This window comes from Acetivibrio ethanolgignens, from assembly GCF_001461035.1.
Lineage (GTDB): Bacteria > Bacillota > Clostridia > Lachnospirales > Lachnospiraceae > Velocimicrobium > Velocimicrobium ethanolgignens.
The window spans coordinates 1-2869 of sequence record NZ_LNAM01000050.1 but is presented as its reverse complement, the minus strand read 5'-3'; the positions used below and the strand labels follow the sequence as shown (position 1 = coordinate 2869).

Genomic DNA, 2869 nt, shown 5'->3' with positions numbered 1-2869 from the left:
CCTAATTCCCCTCATGAATGAGGGGCTAGGGGAGTTGATGTGTCGAAGACACTTTTTTAAATCCCAATTTTATGAAGCAATTAAATTAAATATTGAACACCAAAAGGTGGCATGGAAAATTAAAACCATGACCGCCTTTTTTGTTACAAAAAATAGGAAAAGGAGATTGAAATTATGGTACAGAACAAAGAAAAAACAGCAGAGGTATTAAAAGCAGAGAAGAATGTGGAGCAGGCTAAGGCAAGGCTGGCAGAGGCAAAGAGAAAGGCAAGTCAGCAGAAAAGAAAAGAGGAAAACCAGTATAAGTACATGATAGGTGGCATTGTTCATAAATACTTTCCAGAGTGTTTCCAGTTTGATGAACTTGAACTGAACAGAATTATTGCATCGGGACTAAAATCAGACCAGTGCCAGCGCATTATTGAACTTGTGAAAAAAGAAAATGCGGAAAAGGGTATGAATGCAATCACAAAATCCGAAAGTGAGGTGGCTGATGATGAAGGTAATGGCAGGGGCGAAAATGCCTAAAACCAGTCAACGAGATTTTCTCGTTGCGCACAGATATACCATCTGCGATGGTATGTGCGCTCTCCGAGGGGTCTTGCAGACAGCTGTTGCCTGCCGAAGGCAGTCAAAAGGGAACACTGCATTTTCCCTTCGGTGCAGAGGACGCACCTACCCATTTGCATACTTTGCGTTCAATGAAACTCCAAAGAGCGGAGCTTCATTGCCCACAAAGTCAGCCGATACTGTACAATCCACAGCATCAGTCAGCCACAGCCCTTACGTGAGAGTGAGGTGTTGCCATGGCTGTTAAAAACCTGAGTACCCGAGTTGCCATCATAGGAAGAGGTGCGAAGTGCAGAGGTGGCTCATCCGCAGTTGACAGGTCGGCATATATCAGCCGTACTACCATGTATTCTGAATATGACGGAACGACTTATTATCCAAAGTACAGTGAAGATTTGGTGCATAGTGAAGTCATGCTGCCAGTCAATGCGCCTACGGAATATTCAGATCCATCGGTGTTGTGGAACTCTGTTGAAATGCACGAAAGCAGATTTGCAAAGGCACAGCTGGCAAGGTCATATAAAATAGAGTTGCCGAATGAGTGGAGCTATGAGCTTGCCACAGAGGTAATAAGGGACTACGTAAAGCGAAATTTTGTGGATGATGGAATGTGTGCGCAGTTTGCCATCCATGACTCCGAAAATCCAGTCACGCACCAACGGAATCTTCATTGTCACATCATGCTTACCATGTGCCCGATTTTGGAAGATGGTTCATGGGGAGATAAACAGAAAAAGGTCTATGTGCTGGATGCAGACGGAAATAAGATACGCAAAAAGAATGGACAGTACAAATGTACCACGCAGGACGTTACTGGATGGAACAGCAGGGAGAATGCAAAGAAGTGGCGAAAGGATTTAGCAGACACTATAAATGCGGTAAATGAAAAGAACGTATTGACGGAGAACTTTTGGGAGCATCGGTCATTTGCGGAGCAGGGATTGGACATCATTCCACAAATCCATTTAGGGGCTAAGGCTACTGCACTGGAAAAGGCAGGAATACAAAGTGAGAGAGGTAATATCAACCGCAGGATAATTGAGCAGAATAAGGCAATTCTCACTGCAAAAATGCTTGTGGCAAAAGCAGAGGAACAGTTACAGAAGATTGTTAATTCCAAGCCGATTGAAGCAGTTTGCAATACTGCAAATGAAGTGCTGGAAATGATAAGGGCAGTTGTCAGCAGAAAGGGCAGACTAGAACTTCCAATAGTAAAGGGTAAGTATCTGAAAAAGATTTCTCAAAGACAGACATTGCAGTCGCAGGAGAGAATGGAGCAGTTTGTTGTGTCAAATCAGATTGAGAGCTTTGAGCAGTTGCAGGAGTTTAAGGAACAGCGAGAGCCAGCCTATGAGAAGCTGTCAGCGGAGCGACAGAGCATAGCGGGGCAGATTGCAAGACTGGAACAGTTGCTTGTGGCATACAGTGAGTTAGAGCCTTATATTGAGTACCATAAAACGAGTAATTCGCTGAAAGGCTTTGCAAAGCGGAAGTATGATAGGGAGCATGAAACGGAACTGAAAGACTACAACAGTTATCGTGCGGAATTAAAGAAAATGCCATCATCTGATGAGAAGATTACACCGAAGAAGTGGACAGCTGAAAAGGCGAAGCTGGAAGAGAGATTACAGGAGAACAATCCTGCCTATACAAGGGTTGTTACGGAGCTTGCATCCGCAGAGGTTATCGAGCATAACAGAAAAATGCTTGCAATGAGACGAGAAGCAGAGCAGAACAAGCACAGTCAGTTATACAGCAGAAAGAAAAATGAACAGTCATTATAACAACGAAAGGGCAGTTTGCAGACCATTGTTTGTAGCTGTCCTTTTTGCATGATGGGAGGAATTGAATGAAGGAAAAAAAGAGGAATGGGAGCAGAAATGTTCCAAGACCCACACGCATTGTCGTGGAGCGTAAATATGTCGGGAATGTAAAGATGGAAGAGGTGTTCAGGCACATTGCGGAAGAGGAAATACAGAATAAGGCAAATAAATATATTGAAAGTGCATAAATAGTTCTGTCAAAGGGCTTCATAATGAGGATAATACTCCTTGATGAAGTCCCTTTTCATTTATGGGAGGTAACCTATGGAAAGGGAAAAATTGAATAATGAAATCACTGCTTTATATTGCAGACTATCTAAAGAGGACAAGCAGAATGGCGAGAGCATGAGCATAGGCACGTAAGATGAGATTTGTCAAGGGGTCTTTCGGTAGTGTCAGCGTTGAGGAACAAAATTATAGAGGGCGTAAAAAATCTTGTGTCTTTGGATCTTGAATCTTTCTGATAAAAATTAGAT

Annotated in this window: 4 protein-coding genes; all 4 read left to right on the top strand. The window is 43.0% G+C overall.

Annotated elements, in window-relative coordinates; genetic code table 11:
- A partial coding sequence (locus ASU35_RS19835) for a hypothetical protein (RefSeq protein WP_207644117.1) occupies window positions 1-211 on the top strand: 211 nt, incomplete at its 5' end.
- Entirely contained in the window at window positions 175-528 is a 354-nt protein-coding gene (locus tag ASU35_RS03680; protein ID WP_058351713.1) for a hypothetical protein, read from the top strand. The genes ASU35_RS19835 and ASU35_RS03680, both read left to right, overlap by 37 nt.
- 278 nt (window positions 529-806) lie before the next feature.
- Window positions 807-2354, top strand: coding sequence for a MobA/MobL family protein (locus ASU35_RS03675; protein ID WP_058351712.1), 1548 nt, complete (start codon window positions 807-809; stop codon window positions 2352-2354).
- Between the two features lie 65 nt (window positions 2355-2419).
- The gene (locus tag ASU35_RS19115) at window positions 2420-2581 is read left to right on the top strand and encodes a hypothetical protein (protein WP_156059348.1); all 162 of its coding nucleotides are present in this window, start codon (window positions 2420-2422) and stop codon (window positions 2579-2581) included.
- Window positions 2582-2869: the final 288 nt, after the last annotated feature.

Coding starts and splice junctions, on each gene's coding strand:
- ASU35_RS03680 (WP_058351713.1), top strand. CDS start 175: ATGGTACAGAACAAAGAAAAAACAGCAGAGGTATTAAAAGCAGAGAAG.
- ASU35_RS03675 (WP_058351712.1), top strand. CDS start 807: ATGGCTGTTAAAAACCTGAGTACCCGAGTTGCCATCATAGGAAGAGGT.
- ASU35_RS19115 (WP_156059348.1), top strand. CDS start 2,420: ATGAAGGAAAAAAAGAGGAATGGGAGCAGAAATGTTCCAAGACCCACA.